This is a genomic window from Archangium violaceum, assembly GCF_016887565.1.
Lineage (GTDB): Bacteria > Myxococcota > Myxococcia > Myxococcales > Myxococcaceae > Archangium > Archangium violaceum_B.
Genome location: NZ_CP069396.1, coordinates 11,739,513 through 11,762,742, shown reverse-complemented (window position 1 = coordinate 11,762,742; position 23,230 = coordinate 11,739,513). Strand labels below are relative to the sequence as shown.

The following is a 23,230-nucleotide window of genomic DNA, read 5'->3' as shown; positions in this document are numbered from 1 at the left end:
CCTCAGAAGTCGCCGGTGAGCTGCAGCGTGAAGGTGCGCCCGTACTGGGGCACGGGGGCGGCGGCGCGTTCGCTCCCGAGCGGCAGGGCGTAGCGCGCGTCGAGGAGGTTCTGCACGCCGGCGAAGTAGCGCAGGTGTGGCAACTCGCCGGAGAAGCCCACGTTGATGAGCAGGGCCTCGCCGCGGTCGGCACCCTCCGTCCTGCTGCCGCGGGCACTCTGGTAGGTGGCCTGGGTGGACAGGCGCACGTCGCCATTGCCCAGGGGCAGCAGCAGCCGTCCGGAGGCCAGGTGCGCGGGCACGGCGGCGGCCACCTCCTCCGAGGCCTTGCTCAGGGTGACGAAGGAGTAGTTCAAGTCCACCATCAGGTAGCGCCCCGGCTGCCAGCGCAGGCTGGCCTCGGCGCCCAGGGCGCGTATCTCGCCGGGACGGTTCTGGAAGATGATGCACTCCTCGGTGCCGAGCGGGTTGCCGCACCGCGCTGGTCCGTCCTCCGTCTCCAGCACCACGAGGTTGGAGATGCGGTTGTCGTAGGCCGCCACGGTGAGGCGCAGCTCGTTCGTCAGGTCGTGCGAGTGCTCGAGCTCATAGGTGGTGATGGTCTCCGGCTCCAGCGAGCCAGCGGCGCGCTGGGTGAAGCCGTAGTCCTGGTAGTCGAGCTCGTAGACATTGGGGGCGCGGAAGGCGCGGCCGATCACCAGCTTGGTGAGGCCCTTGTCATAGGGGCGGCCAATGACGGCCAGGCGCGGGGTGAGGGGCGTGGTGTCCAGGTCGAGGTACTTGTCCAGGCGCAGGCCCGCCGAGATGCTCAGCCTCGGGTGCGGGCGCCACTCGTCCAGCACGTAGGCGGAGAGCAGCACGCGTTGCCGGCCGGGCATGGGCGCCTCGCCCTCGGGGCCGAAGCTCTCCTGCTCCACGCGCAGCTGGCCCTGGCCCTCCAGTCCCACGGTGAGGCGGTTGCCCTTGAAGAGTTGGGCGAGGAAGCGGGCCTCGGCGGAGACCCAGTCCGCGCGGCCCGCGTCCGTGTCGCGCCGCATGCCGCCGCCTTCCGGCTGTTCGTACATCCAGTACCCGCGGTAGCGGCTGGCGTCGTAGGAGCCGCGCAGGGACAGGCTCATGCGTTCGTTCAGCTTCTTCTCGTAGCGCGCCTCGACGAAGGCGCGGAGGTCCTCCACGCGGGTGCCGTCGATGCCCAGCTCCGTGCCGAAGGCGCCGGTGGGGACCTCCTTCGTTCGCCAGTGGTGCTGGGCCTGGAGGGTGAGGCCGCCGAAGCGGGCCCGCACCGAAGTCGTGACACCGCGCTCCGTGTCCATCCCCTCCACCACCGGGAAACCCTCGCCCATCCGGGTCGTCTCCGCGCCCTGCATGTTCAGCCCCGCGATGGAGAGCAGCACCGACTTGTCTTGCCCGTCATCCCACGCCGCGGTGGCGTGCAGCCGCGTGGTTCCCAGCGCCCCCACCGCGGCCGTCGCCTCCACCTTCCGCTCCATGCCCAGCGAGTCGCGCGGCACCACGTTGATGACGGCGAAGAAGGCGCCCGTGCCGTAGAGGGCGCTGCCCGGGCCGCGCACCACCTCGATGCGGTCCACCTCCTCCAGGTCCACCACCAGGTCGCGTGCCGAGTAGCCCTGGCCGGCCCATACGTCGTTGACGGAGTGGCCGTCCCAGAGGATGAGGACGCGGGTATTGAGGTCTCCCGGAGGCGCGAAGCCGCGCACGCCCAGGTACGTGTACGAGCGGTCGTTGGAGATGAAGAAGCCGCGCACGGCGGCCAGGGCCTCGGCGAGCGTGGTGTAGCCGAAGGCGCGCAGCTCTTCCTGGGTGAGGACGGTGATGGAGGCGGGGGCCTCGTCCACGGAGAGCAGGTTCTTGGACGCGGCGCGCACCGGAGGAGGCTCGTAGCGCAGGTCCGCGTGGATGCGCGTCTCCTGGTCGGCGACCACCGTCACCTGCTGGCGCAGGGGGCGCACGTCCCGGCTCTCCACCTCCAGGGTGTGCTCGCCCTCGGTGAGGGTGACGACGGTGGGGGTGAAGCCGGCGGGGTGGCCGTCCAGACGCACGGTGGCGTTGTCGCGGTTGGCGGTGATGATGAGGCGCCCGGTGGGCTTCTCCTGCGGGCGCAGGGCCACCTGGAGGGAGACGGTGCCGTCGGCGGGCACGTCCACCAGCAGCTGGGCCGGGGTGTGGCCGGGCGCGCGCACGTGCAACACATGCTGACCGGGAGTGAAGCTCAGCGCCCCGGGGACCCGCCCCACCACGGGGCCGTCCGGGGTTTCACGCACCTCCGCGCCCTCGGGCGTGCCGGTGAGCTCCACCCTGCCGGTGATGAGCTCCAGCTCGAAGGGTTGCGCCACGGAGTGTCCCCGCACCACGGAGATGGACTGCTCCGTGGGGCGGTAGCCCTGCTTGCGCACCATCACCTTGTGCGTGCCGGGCGTCAGCGCGAGCGTCTGGGGCGAGAGGCCGCGGATGCCGAGGTCCTCGCGGTCCACGAACACCTCGGCGCCCGGGGGGTCGGTGGTGACGCGCACCAGGGCCACCTTGGGACGCAGCCGCTCCAGGGCCCGCTGCACCTCGGCCTCGTCGGCGTGGGGGAGGCTCTCCTGGGCCAGGTCGTTGTAGTAGCGGTAGGCCTCGTTGTAGCGGGTGAGCGCCTCGTAGCAGCGGGCGATGTTGAAGAGGACGTTGCGGTTGGGGACGAGGCGGTAGCTGGTGAAGTAGGAGCGCAGGGCCTCGACGTACTGTCCCCGGGCGTAGGCCTCGTTGCCGACCTCGAACGTCACGTCCGCCTCGTCCGCGGTGTTGTTGGCCAGGGAGGTGGCGGGCGTGAGCAGGAGTGTGAGGACGAGGGTCCCGAGACGGAGCGCGCGCATGGGCGCCGCCATTCTTCACCGCGAGGGATGGCGAGGTCCACGGGCGGACAGTGGGGGTCGCACGGCGTGAGTGGGCAGGCGCCGGGCGCGAGGAGGGCCCGTCCGCTCACCCGCCCAGCGCTGCCGCCAGGGCCCTGGCCGCGGTCTCCAGCTCCGCCTCCGGGCGCCAGTCCCCGGGGGTCGCGTCGAAGGCCCCCCGTCCCCAGAGGCGCTGGGGCGTGTCCCGGTAGCGGGGCACCAGGTGCAGGTGGAAGTGGCGCAGCACGTCTCCGATGGCGAAGGCGTAGGCGTGCTCGGCGCCGAGCACCTCGCGCTGGGCCCGCATCACCCGCGCGGCGAAGGGGCCCAGCTCGCGCGCCGCCTCGTCGTCCAGGTCATACAATGCGCGTGCGTGCCTCGCACTGGTGAGCACGACCCAGCCGGGTACCGGACTCGGCGAGGCCACGCCATGGAGCACCAGTCCGGCCGAGCGGGCGAGTACTCCCCCCACGGGCCGGGTGGCTCCCCTCACGATGGCGCAGCCGAGACAGGGGTCGTTCACATCCACGTCGCTCATGGCGCGCACGCTAGCAGCGTCCGGGGAGCCCGGGTGCCTCCCCGGAAATGTCCGTCCTGGGTGCTCCCACCGTCCCCTGCTTGACGCAGGCGGCCCGGCTCGGAGAGTGTCGTCCCGCCGCTGTGCAAGGGCTGACACTCCAAGCATTCAAGGTGGGAAGATGAAGAAGCATTGGGCAGTCGTGCTGCCGCTCCTGGTGATTGGCTGCAACGGTCCTGAGGACGCGGACCAAGACGGCATCGTCGATGGTGTCCGCGAGCCGGATACGGTGTCGGTGGTGGCTCCGGCCAACCCGAAGGGGACGGTCTCCGGTCAGGTGTTGACCACCCGGATGGAGCCGCTCTCGGGCGTCTCGGTGGGGATGACCATCGGGAGCGCGACGACGGACAAGCCGGTCACGGCCACGACGGACGCCTCGGGCAACTTCATGTTCACCAACGTGCCGGCTGGCTCCAACGTGCTGCTGACGATCAGCAAGCCGGGCTACGCCACGCTGCGCACCAGCGCCATCGTGCCGTCCAGCGCGGGCAACATCCCCATCAACAACGGCAACGCGAACATCGGCGCCGTCTCCCTCACCGAGACCAACAGCACCGTGCGCTTCACGCTCGTCACGCCCTCGGGCCGTCCCGCCGCGGGCGCCCAGGCGTACCTCGAGGCCACTCCCGCCGGGATCATCTCCGTCAATGGCACCGCGACGACGGCCGTGAGCTCGGTGGTGGTCATGGCCCAGGCGGATGCCTTGGGGGTCGTCACCTTCGAGCGCGTCCCCGCGCCGGCGGAGCTGGCGCGCATCGGTGGCACCGGGGCCGCGGCGGGGGGGTACCGCCTCTGGGTGGACCCCATCGACCTGAACACCGATGGCATTTTCGACGCGGGCGGCTATGCCCGGAAGATCGATGCCTCGACCCTGATGGCGTATGGCGGCTCGCAGCTCATCCAACTGCCCGCGCCGCGCACCGACGCCGGCGACCCGAGCAACCCCGACCAGCCCGCCGGCTTCGGCATCCTGGCCACCAACGTCCCCAGCCTGAACTTCGCCACGCTCACCGATGCCGCGAAGAAGGCCGAGGCGAAGAGGCCGATGCGCAACCTCCTGCGCTCCGGCGAGTCCATCTTCATCAGCTTCACCCAGCCCGTGGCGAAGGACTCGCTGCTGGCCATCCTGACGGACGAGTACGGCCAGGAGAAGCTGGACCTCGTCGTCACGCCGAGCGTCACGGGAGATTCCTACACGCTCACGCCCGCGGCTTCCGTCATCCGGGAGGGGCAGGAATACAACCTCATCCTGCGCGCCACCTCGGCGTATGACGGCACCGCCAAGACCTGGAAGGGCTTCTTCATCAGCGGCGACCCGAAGACGCCCAGGCCCGCCCAGCTCGTGAGCGCCGCGTTCAGGGATACGACCGTGACCGGCAACACCGCGGGGGTGCTGGACTCGGGTGAATGCGTCCTGCTCACCTTCAATCAGCTCGTGCTCTCGTCTCTTGAGCTGCTCGATGCCGTTGTCATCACGGGAACGACGACCTCGCAGATCTTCAAGGTGACGAGGGCTCCTCCCCCCAACGCCGGCTGTGCCGGGGAGGCGGCCACGAAGTACCCGATCGACATCACCAACTTCAACGACGCCACGAGCCGGTTCTTCTTCACCTACGCCTCCGCGACGACGTTGCCGCCGATCAACCCCAGCACCACCAGCGCCCGGGTGAAGATTGACTTCGCCAGGTTCCAGTCGCTGGACCCGGCGAGCTACTACGAGACCTCCTGGGGCGCCCCCATCCCCTCGACCACGGTCGTGGAAGCCGCCCTCACCAAGGCGCCGTAGTCCCGCGGTCCAAACCCGGGCGGGAGTGCGCCGCCCGGGTTTCCCAAGTCATCAACGCTGTGAGTGAAGTGTCCGGGGTCCGACAGGTTTTGTGGGCCCGGGAGCCTCCGGACCCTGGCGGGGACGAGCACATCCACGGGGCCGTGCATAGCATGGGGCGGCGTTCCCACCCTGGACGAGGGCCCCGCGCCATGACCGTACCGCCCACGCAAACCCTCGAAATCACGACGGACGACAGCGCCAGGCCGGCTGAGACGGTCGAGCCCAAGCGCGTGCTCGTCGTCGACGACTTCGATGATGCCCGCGAGATGTATGCGGAGTACCTCGCATATGTCGGGTTTCAGGTAGATGTGGCCCGCAACGGCGTGGAGGCCGTGGAGAAGGCCCAGGGCGCTCCCCCGGACATCATCCTGATGGACCTGTCGCTGCCGGTGATGGACGGCTGGGAGGCCACGCGGCGGCTCAAACAGGACCTACGTACCCGCAACATTCCAGTCATGGCGCTCAGCGGCCACGTGCTCGCCGGCAACGCCGAGCAGGCCCGGCAGGCGGGCGCGGACGAGTTCGTCGCCAAGCCGTGCCTGCCGCAGGACCTCGAGGACCGCATCCGCCGGATGCTCAAACCCAGCAAGCCCAAGAGCAGCCCCTAGCCCGTCGTCCGGTTCCCTCGCGTTCCCGTACGTCAGGTCCTCCCCGTGGGCTCCTCGCCTGCTTCCAGGTCCAATGTCGACGGGTGGACTCCACCCGAGGCGTTCGACGAATACCGCCTGATGCGCCTCCTGGGCCATGGGGCCACGGGACGCGTGTATCTGGCCCGCGACACGCTGCTCGACCGGCCGGTGGCGGTGAAGTTCGTCCGGGCGCTGGACGCTGGCGCGCTCACCCGCTTCCTGGTGGAGGCCCGGGCCGCGGCGCGTGTCCAGCACCCGAATGTCGTCACCCTCTACCGGGTGGGGCAGCTGGAGAACCACCCCTACCTCATCTCCGAGTTCGTTCGCGGCACCACCCTGGACCGTTTGCCGAGGCCCCTGCCCTGGGAGCGCGTGCTGGAGCTCGGCAAGCAGCTGGCGCGGGGACTCGGCGCCGCGCACCGGCGCGGGGTGCTGCACCGCGACATCAAGCCGGGCAACGCCATCCTCACCGAGACCGGCGAGGTGAAGCTGCTGGACTTCGGCCTGGCCAAGTTGCTGGACCCGGAGGCGCCCGTGCCGGGGGACTCCGCGCTCGCCGAGGCCGGAGCCGGCCTTCCCCTCCTGCCCGACCTGGACCCGGATGCCCTGGCGGGCTCGCTCGATGGGGTGGACCTGCCGTCGCTGCCGGAAGGCATGCTGGTGGGCACTCCTTATTTCATGTCCCCGGAGGCCTGGGCGGGCGGGGAGCTCACGACCCGCAGCGACGTGTACTCGCTGGGACTGGTGCTCTACGAGCTGTGCGCCGGCAGCGGGCCCTTCCGCAACGTGCCCTTGAGGGAGCTCTCGGTGGTGATTGCCCACCGGGACGCGCGGCCCCTGGCCGAGGTTGCCCCGGGGGTGGACCCGGACTTCGCCGCCGTGGTGGACCGCTGCCTGCGCCGCGCCCCCGAGGAGCGCTACGCCTCCGCCGTGCTGCTGCTGGACGCGCTGGAGCAGCTCTCGCGGGACGAGGCCGCGGGCGCCGTCCCCGAGGGCAACCCCTACCGCGGCCTCCAGGCCTTCGAGGCCGAGCACCGCGCCCTCTTCTTCGGCCGGCGGCGGGAGCAGCGCGAGGTGCTGGAGCGGCTCCGGGCCGAGTCCTTCCTGCTCGTCGCCGGTGACTCCGGGGTGGGCAAGTCCTCGCTGTGCCTGGCGGGAGTGCTGCCCCGCGTCGTCGACGGCGCGCTGGAGGATGGGCGGCGCTGGCGCGGGGTGCGGCTGGTTCCAGGCCGGCGCCCCGCTTCCGCGCTCGCCGCCGCGCTCGCCCCCGTGCTGGGCGCGGACGAGGAGGGGCTGGTGGCCTCCCTGCGCGCGGACCCCACGGGCCTCGCGCGCCGGTTGCGAGCCCACCTCCGCCAGGAAGAGGGACTCGTCGTCTACGTGGACCAGATGGAGGAGCTGGTGACGCTGGCGGGCGACGCGGAGGCCGCGCAGGCGGGCCTCGCGCTCGGAGGGCTCGCCGAGGGCGTGTCCGGCGTGCGCCTGCTGGCCACGTGCCGCAGTGACTTCCTCACCCGGTTGACGGCGGTGCCGGGACTGGGCGCGGCGGTGCCCGGGGCGCTCTACCTGCTGCGGGCGCTCGGCCCGGAGGAGATTCGCGAGGCCGTGGTGGGTCCGGCCCGGGCCACGGGCGTGCGCTTCGAGTCCGAGGCCCTGGTGGAAGCGCTGGTGGCCTCCACCTCCACCACCGAGAGCGGGCTGCCGCTGCTGCAGTTCGCGCTGGCCGAGCTGTGGGAGGCGCGGGACGTGGCCGCGGGCCTCATCCCCCAGACGGCGCTGGACGGGTTGGGCGGAGTGGGAGGCGCGCTGGCGAAGCACGCGGACGCGACCGTGGCGCGTCTGCTGCCGGACCAGCGGACGGTGGCGCGCGGCGTCCTGCTGCGCCTCATCACCGCGGACGGCACCCGGGCGCGCAAGACGGACCGGGAGCTGGTGGGGGACGACCCGCGCCACCGCACGGTGCTGGAGGCCCTGGTGCGCGCGCGCCTGCTGGTGGCCCGGGAAGGGGAGGGCGGCACCTCCTATGAGGTGGCGCACGAGGCGTTGCTGTCCGGCTGGGGGACGCTGGCGCGCTGGCTGGCCGAGGCCGCCGAGCGCCGCGAGGTGCAGGCCCGGCTGGAGGCCGCCTCCGCGCACTGGGAGCGCCTGGGCCATGTGCGTGACCTCCTCTGGGGCTCGCGGCAGCTGGCCGAGGCCACCCTGCTCGACCCCGCCGAGCTCACCCGCCGCGAGCTGGCCTTTCTCGAGGCCTCGCGCCGCACGATGGTGCGCAGCCGCCGCATGCGGCAGGCCCTGGCGGTGGGATTCGTCCTCTCGTTGGCGCTCGTCTACGGAGGCTTCCGGTTGCGCGAGGAGGCGAAGCGGGACGCGGCGGTACGCGCCTGGCTGGCCGAGGCCGCCACGACCATGGAGCGGGTACAAAGGGAGCGCGCCACCTTCGCCTCGGCGCGCGAGGAGGCCCTCCTCCATTACGACGCGGGCCGCAAGGAGCAGGGCGACACGGCCTGGACGCGCACCGCCACGGCGGAGGCCGTGCTGCACCGCCACCTCGACGAAGCGGGGGACCACCTGGAGCACGCGCTGGTGTTGGACCCCATGCGCCAGGATGTCCGCGAGGCCTTGGCCGACTTCCTCCTCGAGCGCGCCCTCCACGCCGAGCAGTCGCTGGAGACCAGCGAGCTGCCGGCGCTGCTGCAGCGGCTGCGGCTGTACGACACGACGGGGGAGCGCTGGCGGCGCTGGACGGCCCCCTCACTCCTCACGCTCGACATCGCCGCTCCCGGGGCGATGGTGGAACTGCGGCCCGTCTCCCGGAACGTGGAGGGCCGCGAGCTCCTCGGAGAGCCGGTGTCACTCGGGCCGGAGCCCTGGGTGGACAGGGCGGTGCCACCGGGAGACTGGCGGCTGAGGGTGTGGGCCCCGGGCCACGAGCCCGCGCTCGTTCCGCTGCGGCTCGCGCGCGGCGAGCGGAGACACCTGCGGCTGCCGCTGCTGCGCGAGGGGGAGCTCCCCACGGGCTTCGTCTACGTGCCGCCCGGGCGCGTGCTCTTCGGCAGCGCGGCGGATGCGAGCGTGCGCGGGTTCTTCAACGCCCTGCCGCTGCACCCGAAGGAGACGGCGGGCTTCCTCATCGCCCGCCGGGAGACGACCTACGCGGACTGGCTGACGTTCCTGGAGTCGCTGCCCGCGACGGAGCGGGCCCTGCGCGCACCGCGCACGAGCACCACCTACCACGGCATGCTCCGGCTGGAGCGGGTGCGGGGCACGTGGACGCTCCACTTCCAGCCAGGGGGCGTGCCCTACACCGTCCGGGCCGGGGAGAAGCTGCGCTACGCGAAGCGGGAGCGGCGTGCCTCGCAGGACTGGCTGAACTTCCCCGTCACGGGCATCTCGTTCGAGGACGCGACGGCCTACGCGGCGTGGCTGTCCCGGACGGGCCGGGTACCGGGTGCCCGCCTGTGCACGGAGCTGGAGTGGGAGCGCGCCGCGCGGGGCGAGGATGGCCGCGAGTTCCCCCACGGAGACTCACTGGCTCCGGATGACGCGAACTTCGACCTCACCTACGGCAAGGAGCCCGGGGGCTTCGGCCCCGACGAGGTGGGCTCGCATCCCGGCTCGCGCAGCCCCTTCGGGGTGGACGACCTGGCCGGAAATGCCTGGGAGTGGACGCACTCGGCGGTGGAGCCCGGCCAGGTGGTGGCGCGCGGGGGCGCGTACTACTTCGCCGCCGCCTCGGCGCGCCTGGCCAACCGGGAGATGCCCGAGCGGACCTTGCGCGACATCACCGTGGGCATCCGCGTGTGCGCGGACCTGCCCTCCCGTACGTTGCACACGCTGGACTGACACCACGGTTCGCCCTCGGGGGTGAAGCCGTGAACGGTGCAAGTGCCCGGGTGCGACATGTGCGGCTTGCTCGGGGACTGGCCACTGCACACCGTCGCTCGCAAGTGGGGCTGGGGACGGAGGTAGGGTCATGCGAGCGAGTGGGTGGTGCCGTGTTGTCGTGGCGACCGTGGGAGTGGTGGCGTGTGGAGGCGAGGCGCCGGTGCTTCCGGAAGAGTCTGCCGGTGAGACGGGCGCGGCGTTGGGCGTGAGCAATGGCTCGAACCTGAACGGGTCCAACCTGAATGGCTCGGACCTGAACGGCTCGGACTTGAATGGCTCGGACCTGAACGGGGATGAGCTCAATGGCATCGCCCGGATGCTGGTGTCGGTGAACTACGCGGGAGCGTGGCTCGGTGGCTGGAACGAGCCGGCCCCCGGGCGTGGCCACGGGTGGAAGGAAGGCCGGCTCGACGCCGTGTGGCTGGAGGGCTCGGTGTTGCACGGCCGGTACCTGGGGAGGAGCGTGTCCGGAACGCAGTTCGCGCACGCGTGGTTCACGGGCAACCTGGGCAATGGCGGCAAGGTGGAGCTGCGCGTGGACGGCATCACCCCGGGCACGGGCGCGGAGCAGGACGTGTGGAAGTACCGGGTGTCCTATCGAGAGCCGAAGGACGGCCACTGGTACCCCATCTGCAAGGACGCGAGCGGACAGCCGGCGGACGCCATCGCGGTGGCGGGGCGCTGGGACTACCGGAAGGAGCTGCCGGGCGTGGGGGGCGCGAAGTACGAAGACCCGAACACCTTCACCTTCGCGTGCGAGGGCGCGGCCATCGCGAAGTGCATCCACATTGGCTACAAGCCGTGGGCGAGCGTCGGGGGCGTGAGCCTGGCGGCGCACCACCAGGCGTGCACGCGGCTCATCCGCGCGGACTACTGCGGCGATGGCACTTCGCACACGGTGAACGGGCAGTGGGTGAACATCTACGACGCGCTGAACGTGCAGGTGGACACCGAGGGTTGGGGGCTGGAGGCGGAGTGGGACACGGAGGGGGCGCGCTGCTTCACGGACCACAACCGCGCGCACGCGCCGGTGTCGTGCCCTGGGGCCGCGGTGAAGCCGCAGTGCGGCACGGCGGACGCCTTCTCAACCGGCACGCTGCTTCAGAGCGAAACGCCGTAGCGCGCGCGCGCAACACCCCTCTCCCTCCGGGAGAGGGACGGGGTGAGGGTACCCGGATCCTGGGATCCAGACTGGAGAGGTTCCCAGATATAACCTCGGGAGCTCCGCTACCCTCACCCCCCGCCCTCTCCCGAAGGGAGAGGGAGAGTCGAACCCAAGAGAAGCCGTGCGTCAGACGCCAGGAGTCCTGCTAGCGCTCCTCGTGGGCTCTGTCTCCCAGGCCGGGGAGCTGTCCACGAGCAGCGGTGCCCCCCTCACCTTCGAATCCTCCGAGTTGCACGATTGGGCGGGCACCTGGGGAGGCGAGCCGTTGCGCGCCCTCATGGTGTTGCCGGGGGTGAGTCACATCGTCTCGGGCGCGAGCCTGCCCGTGGTGCGCGGTTCTGCCCCATCGTCCACGGGCATCTACCTGGACGGCGTGCGAGTGCCCCAACTCTATCACTTGTGGGTGGGCCCCTCGGCCATCAGCCCCGAGCTCGTCTCCGGCTTCGACTTCCACCGGGGACCCCCTCCGGCGCGCTTCGGTCGAGAGCTGGGTGGCACCGTGGAGGCCCGGCTCCTCGAGCCGAGCACCGACACGGTACGCGCCGTTGGCTCCATCGACCTGTTCAACGTCGGCGTGCTCACCCAGGTACCCATCGCCGACACGGGCACCGAGCTCACCCTCTCCGGCCGCTTCGCCTATACCCCATGGATCGCCGCCTCGGTCATCAACGGCCTGCGAGACTCACCGGGCCCGGATCTGGTGCTCGGCCTCTTCGACTACCAGGCGCGCATCACCCAGTCCGTGGGCCGGGGCTCGCTGCGCCTGTTCGCCCTGGGAAGCTCGGATGACGCGGGCCTGCGCGGTACGGGGACGATCGTCCGGTTGGGCACCGCCTTCCACCGCGTGGATCTCCGCCTCACGCATCCACTGGGCGCGGGCGAGGCCGAGGCCGCCGTCACCTACGGCCACGACACCCTGGGCGCCAACGGTGGAGGCGATGCATCGCGAGTCACCGTGGGGCTCTCGGAGCGCACGCTCGGAGCGAGGGTGGCGTGGCGTGCCTCCCTGTCGGAGCGGCTCGCGGTGGAGACGGGCGCGGACGTGGAGCGCCGGCTCGCGGACATCGACCAATCCACCACCTTTCGCCCTGGCGAGGCCGGGGACCCCTCCCGTCCCACCATCACCACGGGCGTCCTCCAATCCCTCGCCCGAGCCACGTTCGCGGGCGCGTACGCGCAGGCCACGTGGACACGGGACAGGTGGCAGCTCACTCCGGGCGTGCGCGTGGATGGCTACCTGCTGGCACCCGCGCTGAGCCAGATGGTCGTCGAGCCCCGGCTGCACGCACGGGCGATGCTCTCGGAGACGGTGGCGCTGCGGCTGGGCGCGGGACTCATGCACCAGCCACCGGCCCACCTCATCGACGCGCCGGGCGTGGAGGCGGCGGCGCTGCGCCTCGGCATGCAGAGAGCCCTCCAGGTGGAGGCGGGCGCGGACGTGCGAGGCCCCGCGGGCTTCACCTTCGGCGCGGACGTGTTCGCCCTCCCGCTGCTGCGCACGGTGGAGCTGGACGTACTGTCCTTCGACATGCTCGCGGATGACCCGGTGGAGCGCGGGCGGACGCGCACGGCGGAGGGGTACGGCTACGGCGTGGAGCTCCTGGCCCGGCGAGCGATCTCCGACCGCTGGTCGCTCCTCGCTTCCTACACCTTCCAGCGGCGCACGCTGCGAACGACCGTGGAGCGCCGGAACGACGCGGGACAGGTGGTGGGCACGGAGCAGGTGCCGCTCGCCTCGTCGCTCGAGCAGGCGCACGTCTTCAACACGGCCGTCACGGTGAAGCTGCCGTGGGGCCTCACGGTGGGCACCACGCTGCACTACAACACGGGGATGCCCGAGGCGGGGAACCTCCTCTTCTCGTACACGCAGCGCGAGGGAGTGGATCCGGAGAAGGGCACGTCGCGCTGGATTCCGGAGGACCGGGACCGGGTGACGCGCCTGCCGGGCTACTTCCGGGTGGATGGCCGGGTATCCAAGACGGGCACGCTGGGGCCGTTGGCGGTGGAGGCGTGGCTGGATGTCTTCAACGTCGCCCTGGCGAAGGAGACGTTCCGCTACTCCTACGGGCGCGAGAAGGGCCAACTGGTGCGCAAGCCGTTCGGCCTTCCGCCCGTGACGTTGCCGTCGTTGGGAGTCCGGGCGCGTTACTGAGTCGGCCGTCTCACGACTGGCTCCTCCCCGGACAACCGTTGGTTGCGCGGGGACACCGGAGGACGTATCGGAAGACCTCCAGCAGGAGCGGAGGTGCGTCGGTATGTATCGCGCGGACACGGTCGTGCAGCTCATCGAGCAGGGGCGCGAGGGAGACCTCGCCATCGGAGCGCCGGGGCGGCCCGGCCTGACGCATGGCGGTCTGAGGGACCTCGCCCGGCGCACCGTCGCGGCATTGAACGCCCTGGGCATCGGGTGTGGTGACCGTGTCGCCCTGGTATTGCCCAACGGTCCGGAGATGGCGACGGCCTTCGTCACCATCGCCTGTGGCGCCACCACCGCGCCGCTCAACCCGGCCTACCGTGCGGAGGAGTTCGAGTTCTACCTCTCGGACCTGAACGCCCGGGCGCTCGTCATCCAGGAGGGCATGGAGAGCCCGGCACGCGCCGTCGCCGCCGCGCGAGGCATTCCCATCATCGAGCTGGTGCCCGACGCGAAAGGTCCGGCGGGCCTCTTCACCTTGAAGCCAGAAAGGCCGCTCTCGGGGAGTCCAGCGCGGGCGGGCTTCGCCGGGGCCGAGGACGTGGCACTCGTGCTCCATACCTCGGGGACGACCTCGCGGCCCAAGATCGTCCCCCTGCGCCACGTCAACGTCACGGCGTCGGCCTATCACATCGGCCACACGCTGGAGCTCGGGCACGAGGATGTCTGCCTCAACATCATGCCGCTCTTCCACATCCACGGGCTCATCGCGGCGGTGCTGGCGAGCCTCGCGGCGGGAGGCGCCGTGGTGTGCACGCCGGGCTTCAACGCGCTCAAGTTCTTCAGCTGGTTCGAGGAGATCCGGCCGAGCTGGTACACGGCGGTGCCCACCATGCACCAGGCCATTCTCGGCCGAGCCGGGCGCAACAGCGGCATCATCCAATCCGGGCGGCTGCGCCTCATCCGCTCGTCCTCCGCGTCGCTGCCGCCGCAGGTGATGGAGGAGCTCGAGCGGGTGTTCCAGGTGCCGGTCATCGAGAGCTACGGCATGACGGAGGCGTCGCATCAGATGGCCTCGAACCCGCTGCCGCCGAGGCTGCGCTACACGGGGTGCGTGGGCATCGCGGCGGGGCCGGAGATCGGCATCATGGACGAGGCCGGCAACCTGCTGCCGGCGGGCGTGCTCGGGGAGATCGTCATCCGGGGCCGCAACGTCACGGCGGGCTACGAGAACAACCCCGAGGCCAACGCCAAGGCCTTCACGCACGGGTGGTTCCGCACGGGGGACCAGGGGACGCTCGACGAGGCGGGCTACCTGCGCATCACCGGCCGGCTCAAGGAGATCATCAACCGGGGGGGCGAGAAGCTCAGCCCGCTGGAAGTGGACACGGTGTTGATGGATCACCCGGCGGTGCAGCAGGTGGTCACCTTCGCGATGCCGCACCCGAAGCTGGGCGAGGAGGTGGCTGCCGCCGTGGTGCTGCGCGAGGGGGCGAGCGTCACCGAGCGGGAGCTCCGGGACTTCGCCGCCAGGCGCCTGGCGGACTTCAAGGTGCCGAGGAAGATCGTCTTCCTCACGGAGATTCCCAAGGGAGCGACGGGCAAGCTGCAGCGCATCGGGCTGGCGGAGCGCCTGGGGCTCACGGCATGAGGATCGCCATCTTCGGAGCGGGAGCGATTGGCGGGTTCCTCGGCGTCCGGCTGGTCCAGGCGGGTGCTGATGTCACCTTCATCGCGCGCGGGGCGCACCTGGCCGCGATGCGCGAGAAGGGCGTCACCCTGCGAAGCGAAGGCGAGAGCGTCACCGTCCACCCGCCGTGCACGGACAACCCGGCCGAGGCGGGGCCACAGGACTACGTCTTCGTCACGTTGAAGGCACACTCGCTGCCAGGGGCGGCGGAGCAGATCGTCCCGCTCCTGGGCCCCGAGACGGCGCTCGTGACGGGCATCAACGGTGTGCCCTACTGGTACTTCTACGGACTCGACAGCCCCTACCGGGACCGGCCGGTGGAGAGCGTGGACCCGGGCGGGAAGCTCTGGACGACGTTGCATCCGTCGCGAGCCATCGGCTCGGTGATCTACCCGGCGGCCGAGGTGGTCGAGCCCGGCGTCATCGAGCACACCTATGGAGACCGCATCTCGCTGGGTGAGCCCGATGGGAGCAAGAGCCCGCGCATCGAGGCCCTGGCGAAGCAGTTGATCCAAGCGGGCCTGAAGGTGCCCATCCGGCCGCGTCTGCGCGATGAAATCTGGGTGAAGCTCTGGGGCAACCTGGCCTTCAATCCGCTCTCGGCGCTCACGGGGGCGACACTGGAGCGGCTCGCGACGCAGGCGGACCTCCAAGCGGTGGCGCGCGCGATGATGGTGGAGGCGCAGGCCGTCGCCGAGACCCTGGGCGTGCGCTTCCCGGTGGACATCGACAAGCGCATCCGGGGAGCGGCGGAGGTTGGCGCGCACAAGACCTCCATGCTGCAGGACCTGGAGCGAGGCCGGCCGATGGAGATCGACGCGCTGCTGGGCGCGGTGGTGGAGCTCGGCCAGCTCGTGGGCAGGCCGATGCCCACGTGCGAGCTGGTGCTGGCGCTGGTGCGCGAGCGCGCGCGGCAGGCGGGGTGCTACCCGGGAGTTCTCCCGAGGTAGGCTGGCGGCGTCGTCACCCCATCCACTGAAACGGGTCATGCCCACTACGGGGCGGGCCAACGGAGCGCGGCAGCCGCACGGTGAACGTGGTGCCTTCCGCTGGGGTGGAGCACACCTCGACGTGTCCTCCGTGGGAGCGGGCAATCTGCTGGACGATGAAGAGGCCCAGGCCCAGGCCGGACCTCGGGTGTCCTTCGTCCGTGGCCCGCCGGAAGGGCTCGAAGATGCGCGGGAGCAGGTCCGCCGGAATGGGGGGGCCCTCGTTGTGCACCTGAACGCGCACGGTGTCCCCCTCGTCGCGCAACACGAAGTCCACGGGCATGCCGTCAGGGCTGTAGTCCACTGCGTTCTTGCCGAGGTTGCCGAGGAGCTGCGCGAGTCGGTCGGGGTCCCACTCGCCCTGGAACTCGCCTGTTGCGCTCAGCCGAAACTCCCGCTGGGGGTTGCCAATCTCCAGCTCCTCCAACACCTGCCGGCAGATGGTGCGGAGATTGGCCGAGCGGGGGCTGATGGGAATACCCCCGCCCAACCGCCCGCGAGTGAAGTCGAGCAGGTCGGCGATCATCCGCCCCATGCGCTCGGCGCTGGTGGCGATACGGCGCACGGCCTTCAGATGCTGTTGGACGAGGCCATCCGAGCGCATCATCGCATTGACGGACAGGAGGATGGCGTTGAGCGGGTTGCGCAAGTCATGGGAGACGATGCCGAGAAAGCGCTCGCGGAACTCCGCCGCCTGCCGCAGCTCCGCCTCGATGCGCTTGCGCTCGGTGATGTCCGTGTTGACGGCCACCACGCCGACAATCCGCCCGTCCTGGAGGATGGGCGCCGCCGCGCGGCGCATCACCACATCCCGGCCCGTCTGGAGGTGGCGCGACACCACCTCGTCCACCACCCGCTCGCCCGCCATCGCCCGGGTGGCGGCCTCCTGTTGGATCGTCAGCCGCTGGCCCGTCGTCGCGGAGCGGTTGTTGAGCCGCTCCGAGAGCACGGGCACCGCCTGGTTGAGCTCCTCCAGGCTGGAGAAGCCGAGCATCTCCAGCGCCCGGGTGTTGGCGCGCTTGACGCCCGTGGCGTCCGCCACGAAGAGCGCGTCCGGGATGCTCTGGAGGATGGCCTCCAGCTCCGCCGCGTTGCGTGCCAGCGCCTCCTCGGTGCGCTTGCGCTCGGTGATGTCGAGCACCGTGCCCAGGAAGCGGACGGGATACCCCGAGCCATCGCGGTAGACCCGGCCCTGCGTGTACACCCACCGCTCCGCCGCGCCCTCGTTCGGGACGACGCGGTAGTCCATGGAGAAGGTCCCGGTGCCGCCCGGGGCCAGCGCCTCCTGGACGCAGCGGTCCACGCGCTCGCGCTCCTCGGGGTGCACGCGCGAGAGGTAGAGGGGGTAGTCCACGGGGGCCTCCTCGGGCACCCCGAAGAGGGTGCGCGTGCGTGCGTCCCACTCCAGCGCACCCGTGGTGGAGTCCATCTCCCAAGTCCCCAGTCCCATGGCCTCGGTGGCCAGGCGCAGCCGCTCCTCGGTGGCGCGCAATTCCTCGGCGGCGAGCGCCTCCATCCGCCGGCGCGCCTGGACCAACTCCGTCACGTCCGAGGCGACGATGATGACGCCCTCCACCCCGCCCTGGGCGTCGCGCAGGGGCTCGTAGACGAAGTTGAAGTACGCGTCCTCGAGGGCTCCGCCTTCCAGGCGCGCCAGCCTGACGGGCAGCTCCGTCCCCACGTAGGGCTTCCCCGTGGCGAGCACCCCATCCAGCAGCTTCTCGAAGCCCTGTCCCGCGGCCTCGGGCAGGGCCCCGAACAGGGGCTTGCCCAGCACCTGCTCGGGCCGGCGGCCCCAGAGGCGGCAAATCTTGGGATTGGCCAGCTCGATGACGTACTGGGGCCCCCGGAAGATGGCGATGGCGGTGGGAGCCTGCATGAAGAGCGAATGGAGCCATTCGCGCTGGTGCTCGGCTTCCGCGCGGGACTGGGAAGCCAGGGTCAGGGACTCGTCGCGCGCTCGCACCGCCTCGCGCAGCTCCTGGTTGGCGGCCAGGAGCTCCTGGCCCCGGTGGAGGAGCTCCACCTCCATCTCCAGGTTGCGGCTCTGGAGGGCCGCCGTGCGCTCGCGCTCTTCCTCGCGGCGGCGGGACAGGTGCACGAAGTCCGTCACGTCCTCTACCCGGTGGATGAGGTAGAGCACCTCGCCCTCGGAGGAGAGGACGGGGGTGTTGCGAGGGCTCCAGTAGCGCTCCTCGAAGCCGCCCCCTTCGGCTTCGGGACGCCGGATGTCGTACTTCTGCACGGCCAGGGTGTCCGGCGCGCGAGTGGCCACGACCCGCTCGAGCGAGGCGCGCAGGTTGTGCACGCCCGTGGCGTCCGGCTCCGCCGGGTTGTCGGGGAACATATCGAACAAGGGGCGGCCGAGGATGCCCTCGCGGGTCGTCAAGGTGGCACGCAGGTAGGCATCGCTCACCGCCACCAAGGTGAAGTCCGCGTCCGGGGCGGCGACGAGGTAGGCGCCGGGGCTGTGCTCGAAGAGGAGCTGGAAGTCAGGAGGGGGCGGCAGGGGCATTGCGAGTACGTCCGAGGAGTCGAAGGAACACTGAGCAACATTGGGCCCGTCCCGCGGCTTCCGGTCATGGCCCTGGGACCGGTTCCAGCTTCGACAGCCGGGTATGAGGTGCAATTCTGGTCATTGTCGGGTTCTGTATTTTTTTGGCCCGGGCTGCTCTCGGGTAAGGAGTTCCGCTCATGAAGAGTCGCTCGCCGTTCTGGCTCCTGTTCCTGTTGGCCCTGGTGTCCTCTGGAGTGTCTCGTGCCGCCGAGGTGGTGGTGTGGCACGGCTACCGCGCCTCCGAGCGCGCCGCGTTGGAGAAGGTCGTCGCCGCGTACAACACGGCCAAGGCGAGCTCCGGTGTGCAGGTGAAGCTGTTGGCCATTCCCTCGGATGCGTTCACGGACAAGATTTCCGCGACGCTTCCACGGGGATTGGGGCCGGACGTCTTCGTCTTCCCGCAGGACCGGCTCGGAGGCTGGGTGGAGGGGGGCGGGCTGCTCGAGCCGCTCGACTTCTTCCTGGAGCCGTCCGTGCGCGAGCGCTACGTGAAGGGGACGCTGGAGGCGATGACCTACCAGGGCTCGGTCTACGCGCTGCCGTTGAACTTCAAGGTCATCACGCTCATCTACAACAAGAAGCTGATGGCGAAGCCGCCCCAGACGACGGGGGAGATGCTGGCCACGTGCAAGGCATTTCGAGCGGGCTCGGCGGACAAGACGCGGGTGTGTCTGGCCTATCCCTACGCGGACTTCTACTACCACGCGGCGTTGATGCATGCCTTCGGGGGGCGCGTGTTCGACCCGGGTCCGAAGGTGCGCCTGGACGCGCCGGAGAACGTCAAATCGCTGGAGCTGTTGATGAGCTGGGTGAAGCAGGAGGGAGTGCTGCCCGCCGAGCCGTCCACGGCGCTCGTCACGTCGCTGTTCAACGAGGGCAAGGCGGCGATGGTCTTCTCTGGTCCCTGGTTCATCGGGGAGATCGCCCCGGGCATCGACTATGGCCTGGCCCTGCTGCCCACGGTGGACGAGGCGGGCGGCAAGCCGCTGAAGCCGTGGATGACGGTGGAGGGGGTGGCCATCTCCTCGCGCTCGAAGCACAAGGACGCGGCCTATGACTTCGTGCGCTACCTCACCGGCCCGGAGGGTGCGCGCGTCATGGCGTTGCAGGGGAGGCAGAACCCGGCGTTCGCGCAAGTGTACGAGGATCCGGCGGTGGCCTCGGACGCGGTGCTATCGGCGATCCGCAAGCAGGGGGAGGTGTCCCTGCCCATGCCGAACCTGGCGGAGATGACGATGGTCTGGTCTCCGGCGACGTCGGCGATGAACGCGACCCTCCACAAGCTCTCCACGCCCAAGGCGGCGTTGGAGCAGGCGCAGCGGGAGGTCCAGAAGGGAGTGGCGGGTCTGCGTCGAGGAGCCAAGGAAGCACCCGAGGCGCCGAAGAAAGCTCCCTAGTGGCAGTGAAGTTCAAACCTCCTCGTCAGGCAGGAGCGTTCGGAGCAACTCGTCGTCAGGGCCGAGCGGGCGCCAGCCGGGCGGCGGCGGCTCGGCGCGGAGCGCTGCCCTGGCCTGCCTGACACGCTCCTTGTGTGTTTCCGGGGTGAAGCTCGTCCACATGGCGAATGTCTGGGCGACCGTGAAACGGTTCGAGTCGTCCAGCACGGCGGGCCATCCCTCGGGGAGATGCTGGGACAAAAGGCGCACGAGAACATCGCGCACGAAACGTGTGACCTGCTTGCGCTGCTCCGCTTCGGACAGCAACGCGCCCAACACCTGCACCCCAGCGACATCGTCCTCGCCAAGCTCCTCGGCGAGCGTATGGATCGGGACCGCGGGACGCGCCTCCGCGAAGGCCGTGAGCGAGTCGAAACCCCGCTCGCGGACCCGTTCATACAGACGGGCCCTCCAGTTGCCTTGCCAGGCACTCCCCTCTGTCATGGTCCTCTCCCGGGGACGAAGTTCATTGGGATTTTATAGAGTCTCATGTACTCCGCGACGACCTTCAGGATCTCGCTGCGCGTCAACATCCGACCCGCTTCGGCCTCGGCGTCACGCAGTGCCCCCATGATCATCTGGTTCCACTCACCGGGCCATCGACGACCCACGAGCCAATCGCCACCGCCGTGAATCGCCTCGTGGCTTGCACGCTCCAATTCGACGCAGAACCGGTCGATGCTCATGTCGCCAGTGAAGCCGCGCTTCTCGAACCACTCGCGGAACTCTCGCGGCAGGACGTGGTGCCGCGGAGGCCTGGCCATGCCGGTCCCAGCTCTGCCCGTCACGCGCATGCTCCGCACCTCGGGTCCATCGCCCAGCGCATCGCGAACGCCCCGCGGCAACTCGTCGTGAGACTGCGCCATCATCACCTGGCCGGCGTGAATCCGCACGGCGGCGCTGACGACGGGAAGGGAGAGGATGCCCGCCTGCACCAGTCGGCGCATCATCTCCACCCACTCCGCGGAGACAACAATCCGCGTGCCCATCATCACGCCGTTGGAGCCCATCACCAGGCCCACTCCGAGCGTGGCCGGAGCGGCCGGCGGTGGTGCGGGGAGCGAGAACTTCATCGCCGATAGCAGGGTGAGTGCCTCGATGGACTCCTTGAGCACCAGCATCTTCTCGAGGTTCTCCGCCCCTGCGCGCACGGCCTCACGGGTTGTGGCGAATTCGCTGGTGAGGTGGCCTACCAGCGCGGGGAGGTCGGCCGCCGCTACCTCCACCTGCCCTGGCTCCAGGGAGGAGAGCGCCTTCATGGACGGCTCGAGCATCTTCTGAAAACGCTCCATGTCCACGAACAGCCTCTCTACGCTGTAGAGGTACTGGTTGAGCACGACGTCGGCGAGGTTGAGGAAGTCGAGCCATACGGCGAGCAGGATGGAGCCCATCATGGCGGCCTGGAGCCGTGGGCCGGCGAGGCGTAGGAGGGCGAGCTGCATGTCCGGGTCACCCACCTCCGAGGCCGTGTTGGCCAGCTTGGTGGCGGCAGCGAGCTCCGCGTCGATCCACCGCAATTGCTGGGTGCCATGATCGACGTAGGGGCCGAAGATGCCGGCGGCTCTGCCGGCGATGCCTCGCTCGCTGGCCTCGAGTCTGGAAAGCTCACCGGAGATGCGGCGGGAGGAGTTTGACACATCACCAACCGCCCCGAGGAATGCGAGGTGTGCCGCGAGGGCACGCTGCCGCGCAGCGCCCGCGGGGCTGGGGCTCGCCGCACTCGGCTTTTCGGCCAACGCGGGCGGGAAAGCCTCGCGCGGCGAGTAGCGCAGGTTCATTCCCCGGCTGGGCGGTGGTGTCAGCGACGCACATCAGATGGACAGAATGGCCATGGCGAGCAGCAGGCCCGCCCACAAGGCTCGTCGTGAGTCAGTGCGCATTGTCCAACCGTGTGCGCCGCTCGCGCCTCAATGCCAGTACGGCCAGCGCGAGCACTCCCACGCTCCAGCCCGGCACCGAGCCACAGCCGCAACGGCCGGGCTCACCGAGCTGGGGCACGGGACCGGGGATGCCGCGCATCTCCGAGGAGCGAGCCACCCAGAGGTGACTGGTGACGGTGCGAGGTCTGTCATTCACCCAGACCTCCACGCGGAAGCGATCTTCACCGTGCTCTGGAGCGGTGACGTCCTGCTCCACCACGAAGTCATCCGAGGTCACCGCCACGAGCGGCAGTCGCACGCCATTGTGGACGAAGCGCACCTGCTGGCCCTTCGCACCAGTAACACGGGCACTCAAGCGTGTGCCCTCCGCGAGCACGGTGTCTCCGGCGGGCACCACGCTGCTCGTCAGCTCCACCATGGGGTCTTCCGGCCCCTGGAGCTTCACCACCGTGCGACCATCACGGATGCCGTCCAGCAGTGCCCGCACACTCAACTCGCGCGCGTACACGAGGGTGGTGGGATTACCGATGGCGCTCTGGGTGAAATCCAGGTCCACGCCGGCGCGGTGGTCGTCACTGCCTCCGAGCGCCGCGGCGTGTTGCCCCTGCGCGCACAGCCAGTCCCAATAGCCAAGCGCGCCGTCGGAGAAGAATCGCCCGAGCTTCTCCCAGCCGCCGTTGGCCACCTCGACCCCGTCCACGCCGCCCGGGGGTACGGTGTGCTGCCACGCGCAGCCGATGCACATATCGCCCACGTCGTAGGTGGGGTGGTTGATGGAGAAGAGGGCGCCCTGGCGGTGGAAGTCGTCCACGGCCTCCTTCAAGGAGACACCCTCGCCCACGCGCGGAGGCACATAGCGGGTGGCGCCGATGGCGTTCGCGTGGCCTCCATAGGTGGTGTACTCGATGCCCGGCACCAGCAGCAGGTCGGGGAAGCGCGACTGGGCGTCCCCGAGGAAGTCGAGCGTGGACGTGGTGTTGTGCTCGGTGAGCACGACGAAGTCGAGCCCCTGGCCGCGCGCGTAGCGGGCGATCTCCTCCAGCGGAGGCCGGGCGTCACCGCTCTCGCGCGAGTGGACGTGGAAGTCGCCCGAGTACCAGCGGGCCTGTGAGGAGAGCGCGTCGGCGGGGTGGTAGGGCTGGCGCTCGGGCTGGGGCGCGAGCGTGGCTTGCGAGCGGAAGAGCACCTCGATGCGGTAGCGCGCGGGCGTCTTGCGAATCTTGGCCTTGCCCACCGTCACCTTCCAGGTGCCCGCGGGCAGGGGGCCCGTCAGGTACGAGCGCGAAGCCGCCCGCTCGCCCACGATGGCGGGCTCCTCGTTGCCACCGCCGTAGCCGCGGAAGCCGTTCGGGTCCTCCAGTCCCCAGTCGAGGATGTTCTCGCTGGCGAGGTCGTCATGGCGGACCTCCAGCTCCACCGTGCCGGGTGGCACCTCGAAGGGGAGGTCGAAGAAGCTGCCCTCGGCGGGTACCTCCCCCTCCAACACCAGCGGTCCAGCGGCGGCGGCGGAAGTACAGACGAGGAGACAGAGAAGGAACGAGCAGAAGACGAAGGGGGCGCGCACGGGCG

The 23,230-nt window shown here is 70.3% G+C and carries 14 protein-coding genes; 8 read left to right on the top strand and 6 right to left on the bottom strand.

What is annotated here, in order from left to right; translation table 11 throughout:
• Positions 1-2 precede the first annotated feature (2 nt).
• Together JRI60_RS46820 and JRI60_RS46815 are read right to left on the bottom strand one after the other, a co-directional pair.
• Positions 3-2,873 (bottom strand): TonB-dependent receptor domain-containing protein, encoded by a 2,871-nt coding sequence (locus tag JRI60_RS46820; RefSeq protein WP_204222575.1) that lies wholly within the window; start codon positions 2,871-2,873, stop codon positions 3-5.
• 106 nt (positions 2,874-2,979) lie between these two features.
• Positions 2,980-3,429: an HIT family protein gene (locus JRI60_RS46815; protein WP_204222574.1), complete on the bottom strand. Its 450-nt coding sequence runs from the start codon at positions 3,427-3,429 to the stop codon at positions 2,980-2,982.
• A gap of 160 nt (positions 3,430-3,589) precedes the next feature.
• Here JRI60_RS46815 and JRI60_RS46810 point away from each other — a divergent pair, with 160 nt between their 5' ends.
• The 7 genes from JRI60_RS46810 (at position 3,590) to JRI60_RS46780 (ending at position 15,749) form a co-directional block, all read left to right on the top strand.
• Positions 3,590-5,254: a carboxypeptidase-like regulatory domain-containing protein gene (locus JRI60_RS46810; protein WP_204222573.1), complete on the top strand. Its 1,665-nt coding sequence runs from the start codon at positions 3,590-3,592 to the stop codon at positions 5,252-5,254.
• Between the two features lie 191 nt (positions 5,255-5,445).
• Positions 5,446-5,904, top strand: a complete 459-nt coding sequence (locus tag JRI60_RS46805; RefSeq protein WP_239470133.1) for a response regulator — start codon at positions 5,446-5,448, stop codon at positions 5,902-5,904.
• 45 nt (positions 5,905-5,949) lie between these two features.
• Entirely contained in the window at positions 5,950-9,768 is a 3,819-nt protein-coding gene (locus JRI60_RS46800) for a bifunctional serine/threonine-protein kinase/formylglycine-generating enzyme family protein (protein ID WP_275439075.1), read from the top strand.
• A gap of 160 nt (positions 9,769-9,928) precedes the next feature.
• On the top strand, positions 9,929-10,930 hold the full coding sequence (locus JRI60_RS46795) for an ADYC domain-containing protein (RefSeq protein ID WP_239470132.1): 1,002 nt from the start codon (positions 9,929-9,931) through the stop codon (positions 10,928-10,930).
• Between the two features lie 166 nt (positions 10,931-11,096).
• Positions 11,097-13,127, top strand: coding sequence for a TonB-dependent receptor (locus tag JRI60_RS46790; RefSeq protein ID WP_204222571.1), 2,031 nt, complete (start codon positions 11,097-11,099; stop codon positions 13,125-13,127).
• A gap of 103 nt (positions 13,128-13,230) precedes the next feature.
• The gene (locus JRI60_RS46785; protein ID WP_204222570.1) at positions 13,231-14,760 is read left to right on the top strand and encodes an acyl--CoA ligase; all 1,530 of its coding nucleotides are present in this window, start codon (positions 13,231-13,233) and stop codon (positions 14,758-14,760) included.
• The gene (locus tag JRI60_RS46780) at positions 14,757-15,749 is read left to right on the top strand and encodes a 2-dehydropantoate 2-reductase (protein WP_204222569.1); all 993 of its coding nucleotides are present in this window, start codon (positions 14,757-14,759) and stop codon (positions 15,747-15,749) included. Before JRI60_RS46785 ends, JRI60_RS46780 begins: the two co-directional genes overlap by 4 nt.
• Before the next feature lie 13 nt (positions 15,750-15,762).
• Here JRI60_RS46780 and JRI60_RS46775 read toward each other — a convergent pair whose 3' ends face one another.
• A complete protein-coding gene (locus JRI60_RS46775; protein WP_204222568.1) occupies positions 15,763-18,303 on the bottom strand; it encodes a PAS domain-containing protein in 2,541 nt (846 codons plus the stop codon).
• A gap of 179 nt (positions 18,304-18,482) precedes the next feature.
• On the opposite strand from JRI60_RS46775, the gene JRI60_RS46770 reads away from it, so the two are divergent.
• Positions 18,483-19,742: an extracellular solute-binding protein gene (locus tag JRI60_RS46770; RefSeq protein WP_204222567.1), complete on the top strand. Its 1,260-nt coding sequence runs from the start codon at positions 18,483-18,485 to the stop codon at positions 19,740-19,742.
• Between the two features lie 12 nt (positions 19,743-19,754).
• On the opposite strand, the gene JRI60_RS46765 is transcribed toward JRI60_RS46770, so the two are convergent.
• From JRI60_RS46765 to JRI60_RS46755, 3 genes are all read right to left on the bottom strand, one after another.
• Positions 19,755-20,225, bottom strand: coding sequence for an NUDIX hydrolase (locus JRI60_RS46765; protein WP_204222566.1), 471 nt, complete (start codon positions 20,223-20,225; stop codon positions 19,755-19,757).
• Positions 20,222-21,418 (bottom strand): DUF2380 domain-containing protein, encoded by a 1,197-nt coding sequence (locus JRI60_RS46760; RefSeq protein ID WP_239470131.1) that lies wholly within the window; start codon positions 21,416-21,418, stop codon positions 20,222-20,224. The genes JRI60_RS46765 and JRI60_RS46760 overlap by 4 nt, the downstream gene beginning before the upstream one ends.
• Positions 21,419-21,650: 232 nt before the next feature.
• Entirely contained in the window at positions 21,651-23,225 is a 1,575-nt protein-coding gene (locus tag JRI60_RS46755) for a CehA/McbA family metallohydrolase (RefSeq protein ID WP_204222565.1), read from the bottom strand.
• Positions 23,226-23,230: the final 5 nt, after the last annotated feature.